The organism is Winogradskyella sp. (genome assembly GCF_028289625.1).
Lineage (GTDB): Bacteria > Bacteroidota > Bacteroidia > Flavobacteriales > Flavobacteriaceae > Winogradskyella.
Genome location: NZ_JANQOM010000027.1, coordinates 1 through 7,788, shown reverse-complemented (window position 1 = coordinate 7,788; position 7,788 = coordinate 1). Strand labels below are relative to the sequence as shown.

The 7,788-nt window shown below is 38.6% G+C and carries 6 protein-coding genes; 4 read left to right on the top strand and 2 right to left on the bottom strand.

The features are described from left to right. Positions 1–106: 106 nt before the first annotated feature. The 4 genes from Q0992_RS05515 (at position 107) to Q0992_RS05500 (ending at position 5,788) form a co-directional block, all read left to right on the top strand. Entirely contained in the window at positions 107–1,393 is a 1,287-nt protein-coding gene (locus Q0992_RS05515) for a dihydrolipoamide acetyltransferase family protein (RefSeq protein WP_299521344.1), read from the top strand. 141 nt (positions 1,394–1,534) lie between these two features. Next, positions 1,535–2,602, top strand: a complete 1,068-nt coding sequence (locus tag Q0992_RS05510) for a branched-chain amino acid aminotransferase (protein WP_299521343.1) — start codon at positions 1,535–1,537, stop codon at positions 2,600–2,602. Beyond that, positions 2,603–4,651 (top strand): thiamine pyrophosphate-dependent enzyme, encoded by a 2,049-nt coding sequence (locus Q0992_RS05505; protein WP_299521342.1) that lies wholly within the window; start codon positions 2,603–2,605, stop codon positions 4,649–4,651. It begins immediately after the preceding gene. A 33-nt stretch (positions 4,652–4,684) separates the two neighbouring features. Further along, positions 4,685–5,788: a bestrophin family protein gene (locus tag Q0992_RS05500; RefSeq protein WP_299521341.1), complete on the top strand. Its 1,104-nt coding sequence runs from the start codon at positions 4,685–4,687 to the stop codon at positions 5,786–5,788. Positions 5,789–5,808: 20 nt separating this feature from the next. Here the strand turns inward: Q0992_RS05500 and Q0992_RS05495 are convergent, their stop codons facing one another. Next, complete coding sequence (locus Q0992_RS05495) at positions 5,809–7,452, bottom strand: SulP family inorganic anion transporter (RefSeq protein WP_299521340.1); 1,644 nt, start codon at positions 7,450–7,452, stop codon at positions 5,809–5,811. A 121-nt stretch (positions 7,453–7,573) separates the two neighbouring features. Then, a partial coding sequence (locus Q0992_RS05490) for a DUF4136 domain-containing protein (RefSeq protein WP_299521339.1) occupies positions 7,574–7,788 on the bottom strand: 215 nt, incomplete at its 5' end.

The following is a 7,788-nucleotide window of genomic DNA, read 5'->3' as shown; positions in this document are numbered from 1 at the left end:
TTATATAATTGAATTTAGAAGTTATTGACATCTGAAAAATACGATAATCTGTATCTTTGTTTCTTGTAATTTTGATTAGATAACATTGGGAAATTTCGAATTTAAAATGCCTAAGCTAGGTGAGAGCATCACCGAAGCAGCAATAATAACTTGGTTCAAAAATGTTGGAGATACAATAGAAGAAGATGAAATGTTATTAGAGGTGGCTACTGATAAAGTAGATTCTGAGGTGCCCTCAAATGTTACTGGTATTGTTGAGGAAATTTTATACCAACCAAACGATGTTATTAAAATTGGAGAAACTATCGCTATCATTAAAGTCGATGGAAAAACAACTTCAAAGCTTAAATCTGGAGCTTCACCAAAGCTACCAAAAAAGGTTGAAGTAGAAAAGAAGGCAAAACCCAAAAGATCAAGACCAGCTCAGCAACCAATGGTCAATACGGAAAGCTTTTCAGTTTCAAATTCTAATACGTTTTTCTCTCCATTAATCCTATCTATAGCGAAGCAACATCATATTAGCTTTGAGGAGTTGGCTAGAATACCAGCAACAGGAAAAGAAGGACGTTTAAGAAAAAGCGATGTATTCAATTATATAGAAGAAGGTAGACCATACAAGTTTGCACAACCCGTTGTGCCAGACCCGACTTTATACCGCATACCACAATTAACTTTTGATAAAGGTAAAGGCAAAATTGTGGAGATGGATCGAATGCGTCAGATGATTGCAGATCATATGGTGTATTCTAAGCATACCTCTCCTCACGTTACGGCTTATGTAGAAGCGGATTTAACCAATATGGTGCACTGGCGTAATGCCAATAAAAAAGCGTTTCAGGAAAAGTATGGAGAACGTTTAACCTTTACACCCTTGTTCGTTGAAGCCGTGGCAAAAGCAGTTAAAGATTATCCAAATATCAATGCGTCTGTCGATGGCAAAACTATTATCGTGAAAGAGGAGGTTAACATTGGTATGGCCACTGCACTACCAAGTGGTAACTTAATTGTGCCTGTAGTTAAGAATGCAGATCAAAAGGATTTAGTGAGCTTGGCAACAGATGTCAATGCCTTAAGTGCTAAGGCACGAGAAAACAATTTACTGGCCGATGATATTAAAGGAAGCACATTTACAATTTCTAATGTTGGGACGTTTGGGAGTGTTATGGGAACACCAATTATTAACCAGCCCGAAGTTGCTATTCTTGCTTTAGGAATTATTAAAAAACGACCAGAAGTGATTGAAACCGAAAATGGAGATGAAATTACCATTAGAAGTATGATGTATTTATCCTTATCCTTCGACCATCGAGTAGTTGATGGCTTTTTAGGAGGCAGTTTTGTGCGTCGCGTCGCCGACTATTTTGAACAATTTGACATTAATAGAAAAATATAAAGCTAATGTCACTTCGAGTGATTCCTGTCAGATTGAGTACAGTCAAAATCAAAAGAAATCGTATCGAGAAGTTTTTTGAATGAAATTCTAGATATATCAAGCCAATGGCATTATACTCGAACTGACAAAAAATATAACATTATGAGCTACAACATACCGCTAACTAAAGTAGAAAATTCTAAAGTCGATGCTTTAGACTTTAACAACATTCCACTGGGAACAACCTTCACCGACCACATGTTTATATGTGATTATGAAAACGGTGAATGGATAAATCCGAGAATTGTTCCAATGGGATTAATACCAACGCATCCAGCAGCGATGGCATTGCACTATGGACAAGCCATATTCGAAGGGATGAAAGCCTATAAAGATACAGATGGGGAGCCCATGCTATTTAGGCCAGAACAAAATGCCAAGCGATTGAACAAAAGTGCAGATCGTATGGGAATGCCTAATTTTCCTGAAGATTTATTTGTTGAAGGCTTAAAGGAATTGGTAAGCTTAGAGCATAACTGGATTCCACCACAAGAAGGAAGTGCATTATACTTAAGACCCTTTATGTATGCCGACGAACCCTTTATTGGTATGCGTGCAGCAACACATTACAAGTTTATTATAATGGCATCGCCAGCGGGGCCGTTTTTTAGTAAACACATTAAACTATGGGCAGAAAAACAATTTATTAGAGCGGCTCATGGTGGCACTGGAGAAGCTAAAGCGGCAGGTAATTATGCCGCAGCAATTCGACCTACCGAATTGGCCAAAGCCAAAGGCTATGATCAAGTGCTCTGGTTAGATGCTGCTGAGCACAAGTATATTCAAGAAGTAGGGACGATGAATATTTTCTTTAGAATCAATGGTGAATTTATTACACCAAAATTAGATGGCTCTGTTTTGGATGGGATTACCCGAAAGAGTGTGATTGATGTATTGCGCGATAAAGGATTTAAAGTGACAGAACGCTTAATCACTTTAAAAGAGGTAAAAAAAGCTTCTGAAAATGGAACTTTAGAAGAGGCTTTTGGGGCAGGTACAGCGGTTGGGATTGCCTACATACAAGAAATTGGCTTAGAAGGAGAGACTATTCATGTATCTGATGAAAGTCCAGTTGGATTAAATGTTAATAATACGCTTAATGCTATAAAAACAGGTCTCATTGAAGATAAGTTTGGTTGGATGCTTAAAACAAGAAAGGAATTGGCTTAGATGAATAAGGATATCTTAAAGAAGGGTTTTTCCAAGCTTTGTACGGCTAAGGCTATGACAGAATTGTACGAAGCTAATTTTAAACAAGTTTCAAAATATGTTCATGCGACTTCAAGAGGTCACGAAGCTATTCAGGTGGCATTAGGCATGCAATTGTTGCCTCAAGATTATGCTTTTCCTTACTACAGGGATGATGCTATGTTATTGGCATTTGGTTTAGAGCCATACGATTTAATGTTGCAGCTTCTGGCAAAACGAGATGACCCATTTTCTGGAGGACGAACCTACTACTCGCATCCAAGTTTAAAGGATGACGATAAGCCTAAGATTCCGCATCAATCTTCAGCCACAGGAATGCAAGCGATTCCGGCTACAGGTGTAGCTATGGGTATGCAATACAAAGAGTTGCAGGGATTGAATGATACTTCAATAGAAAATCCGATTACCGTATGTTCTTTAGGAGATGCCTCTGTAACAGAAGGTGAAATTGCAGAGGCTTTTCAAATGGCAGCATTAAAACAAATGCCCATCTTATATTTGGTACAGGATAATGGTTGGGATATTTCAGCCAATGAAGCGGAAACAAGAGCACAGAATGCAGCAGAATATGCAGCTGGATTTCATGGTTTAGAAGCTATTAGCATCGATGGTGCTAATTTTATGGAAAGCTACAAAGCGATTGAAAAGATCATTGCTTCTATTCGAAAAGAACGCCGACCATTTTTAATACACGCTAAAGTTCCATTGTTAAATCATCATACTTCTGGTGTGCGCATGGAATGGTATCGCGATGATTTAGATGAAGCGCGTAGTCGTGATCCTTATCCGGTTTTAAGACAGCAATTGTTAGATAATGGATTTTCTGAAGATGAGGTCAATACTATAGAGAATGAAGCAAAACAAAAAGTAGCTTCAGATTTTGAAAAGGCGTTGCAAGCTGAAGATCCAAAACCTGAGGATTTGTTCACACACGATTTTGCGCCCACTCACATAACAGAAGAAGTTGGGACTCGAGAACCAGAAGGTGCAGATAAAGTGGTGATGGTAGATTGTGCATTGTTTGGAATTGAGGAATTGATGCGAAAGCACAAAGAGTGTTTACTTTATGGGCAAGATGTTGGCGGGCGATTAGGCGGTGTATTTAGGGAAGCGGCAACCTTAGCGCAGAAGTTTGGGGATGACAGGGTTTTTAATACACCAATACAAGAAGCGTTTATTGTTGGAAGTACGGTTGGGATGAGTGCTGTAGGTCTAAAACCCATTGTTGAAGTGCAGTTTGCAGATTACATTTGGCCAGGACTCAATCAATTATTTACTGAAGTGAGCCGAAGTTGTTATTTAACCAATGGCAAATGGCCAGTAAGTATGATTCTCCGTGTACCTATTGGTGCCTACGGAAGTGGAGGTCCTTACCATTCATCTTCTGTTGAAAGTGTTGTCACTAATATCCGAGGAATTAAAATTGCTTACCCAAGTAATGGTGCCGATTTAAAAGGTTTAATGAAAGCAGCGTATTATGATCCGAATCCAGTGGTTGTTTTCGAACACAAAGGTTTATATTGGAGTAAAGTTAAAGGGACTGATGGTGCGACGTCTGTAGAACCTGCTGAAGATTATGTACTACCTTTTGGCAAGGCTTGGTTGTTACAGGAAATTTGGAAACAAGATGATATCGAAACCTGTACTATCGTCACCTATGGTATGGGCGTACACTGGGCATACAATGCAACCGGTGAATTGGGTATGCGCAATCAAATAGAAATCATCGATTTAAGAACTTTGTATCCTCTAGATGAGGATACTATTATGAAATCTGTAAAGAAAACTGGAAAATGCCTTGTGGTTACCGAAGAACCTTCAAACAATAGTTTTGCCAGAGCTTTAGCTGGAAAAATTCAAGAAGAATGCTTTAAATATCTTGATGCACCAGTAATGACTATTGGTAGTGAAAACATGCCAGCAATTCCTTTGAATTCAACGTTGGAGCAAACCATGATTCCGTCGACAGAGAAGGTAAAAGCTAAAATTGAAGATTTGTTGAATTACTAGTCTTTTGTATCTTACATGATATAATCTTTTTTCATGTACACAAGACGCATATTTCCTGTAAAGGGTGTCATTAAATGGACACGACGAAGTATATTTCTTTTTATTATCCTAGCGACTGTTCCAGTCATTTTATTCGACATTGTAGGCCTTAAGTGGTTGCATGTACCATGGTTGCCTTTGGGCGTTCTGGGTACAGCCGTGGCGTTCTTGATTAGTTTTAAGAATAATGCTTCATACGATAGGCTTTGGGAAGCTCGTAAAATTTGGGGAGGTATTGTTAATGCCTCTAGATCTTGGACGATACAGGTTAAGGATTTTATTACCAACGATCATGCTCAGAAAGAACTTTTCAAAACCGAATTGCACAATATTCATAGGGAATTGGTGCATCGTCATGTAGCTTGGCTAACGGCCTTGCGATATCAATTACGAAAAGACAAGCCGTGGGAGATGCACTTAAAGAATACCAAATCCAACAAGGAATTTAGAGAAGCACATTATTTAGTTTGTGAAGATACCATTCCGATAGAAGAAGCCATACAACCATACATATCTCAAGAAGAATACAATGAATTATTTGCAAAAGGCAATCAAGCGTCTCAAATTTTAGGAATTCAATCAAGAAGACTTCGAGAGCTGAAACAAGAAGGCTATATTGAAGATTTTAGACATATGGAAATGGAAAACATGTTGGTGGAGTTTTATACGCTTCAAGGAAAAAGTGAGCGCATTAAAAATTTCCCTTACCCTCGTCAGTATGCGACCATCAATTACATTTTTGTGTGGTTATTTATTCTCATGTTACCTTTTGGTGTTATGGAAGGCTTTGAGTCTATAGGTAAGAACATTATCCAAGACTTGGAAATACATCAATCCCGAACATCTTGGGGACATCTCATCCAAGAATTCATAGCCAAGCATTTCGTGTGGTTTTCTATTCCTTTTAGTGCGTTATTATCGTGGGTATTTCACACTATGGAAGCTATAGGTGAAAATACAGAAAACCCCTTTGAAGGTGGACCAAATGATGTGCCAATTACAGATTTAAGTAGAGGCATTGAAATCGATATCCGACAGTTGATTGACGACACGGATATTCCAGAGCCTTATGAGTGGAAAAATGATATTGTGATGTAACAAAGACACCTTTTTTAGCTTTAAATAGAATATTCGGAAAGTGGCTTTGTAAACTTTTCAGGATCTGCTGCCAAGTGATAACGTGGGTCATCGACATCTTCAACAATAACATCGTTAAATTTGGGATTGGCTTTACGCAGCAATATTTTACAATCTTTACTTAAGTGTTTAAGTTTTATTGATTTTCCTTCAGCTTCATATTTATTAACCAGATTAGAAATAGCCTCTAAAGCAGAATGATCACTAATGCGAGATTCTATAAAGTCAATTTCAACGCTTTTAGGATCGTTTTTTACATCGAACTTTGTATTGAATGTTTGGATAGACCCAAAAAAGAGTGGTCCCCAAATTTCATAAGTCTTTGTACCATTCGGTTGCATACGTTTTCGCGCTCTAATCATGGTGGCGTTTTTCCAAGCAAAAACTAATGCAGAAATAATAACTCCTGCTATAACGGCTATAGCTAAGTCCTTCCAAACGGTAATAGCAGATACAGCAATCAATACAATGGCATCAGAAATAGGAATCTTTCTTATAATTCTAAAACTGGACCAAGCAAACGTTCCAATCACTACCATAAACATAACTCCTACCAAGGCAGCAATTGGAATTTGTTCAATTAGAGGCGCACCAAATAATACAAAGCAGAGTAGGGCTATAGCAGCAACAGCTCCCGATAGTCGGCCACGACCACCAGAATCGACATTAATTATCGATTGCCCGATCATGGCGCAGCCTCCCATACCACCAAATAATCCGTTTAATATGTTAGCACTTCCCTGGGCTATACATTCCCTGTTACCATTTCCTCTGGTGTCAGTTATCTCATCAACCAAGTTTAATGTCATTAATGATTCAATTAAACCTACAGCAGCTAAAACCAATGCTGTAGAAAGAATGGTGTCCCAATGGCCTTGCAAAGTGCCAAACAGTCCAAATATTTGGTCTTGAAATGTTGGTAAACTACCTTGAAGTCCTTCACCACCGCCATCTCTAATGAAGGAGCCGACCGTGCTTACATCGAGCTTCCCAAATATAGTTATTGCAGCAACGATAATAATGGCGGTTAAAGCTGAAGGAATCTTTCTTGTAAGTTTTGGTAAACCAAACATAATCCCCATGGTTATAGCAATCAAAATAAGCATAGTCCATAGCGAAGTGCCAGCCATAAAGACTTTTTCTCCATTAACAGTTTCTTTGAACAGACCTAGTTGCGATAGAAAAATAACAATAGCTAAACCATTAACAAATCCCATCATTACAGGATGCGGTATCAATCTCACAAACTTTCCAAGTTTAAAAACACCAGCCAATATTTGAATGCCTCCTACAAATAAAAGCGTTATAAATAACCATTGTAAGCCTAGGTTTTCTATTGGTGTTTCTAAGCTTAAGCCAACCTCATTGCCTCTACTTATAAGGTGAACCATGACTACGGCCATAGCTCCGGTAGCACCAGAAATCATTCCAGGACGACCGCCAAAAAGAGCGGTCACAATTCCCATCATAAAGGCACCATAGAGTCCAACTAAAGGATCAACGCCAGCCACGAAGGCAAATGCAACGGCCTCTGGTACTAATGCCAAAGCAACCGTTAAACCTGAAAGGATATCGTTCTTGGGATTCTGTGTAAAGTTTTTTCTTGTTGTGTGCCCTAATATCATAATACGCGTGCTTAAAAGTCGGCAAATATAGCGTATTTCGGTTAATAGTCTAATCGCGTCATGGATAAATAAAAAAGCACTAGTTTAACTAGTGCTTTGTATATTTTGGGTCATATACTACTTATTGTATCGATGGTGGGTATTGCTCTAAAGTTTTAGCCACAAATTCTTTAATCCTTGCTTCTTTCTTGTCAACATTCTTTGTAACTAGGTAGCCAGTACCTGATCCTTGCCAGATTAATTCCTTTTCTTTGGCATCAACAAGGTCGATGAATAGCATACCTTCAGTTCTGGTTGAAACTTGACTTCCACCCCAGCCAGCTCCCCAGCCCCAAC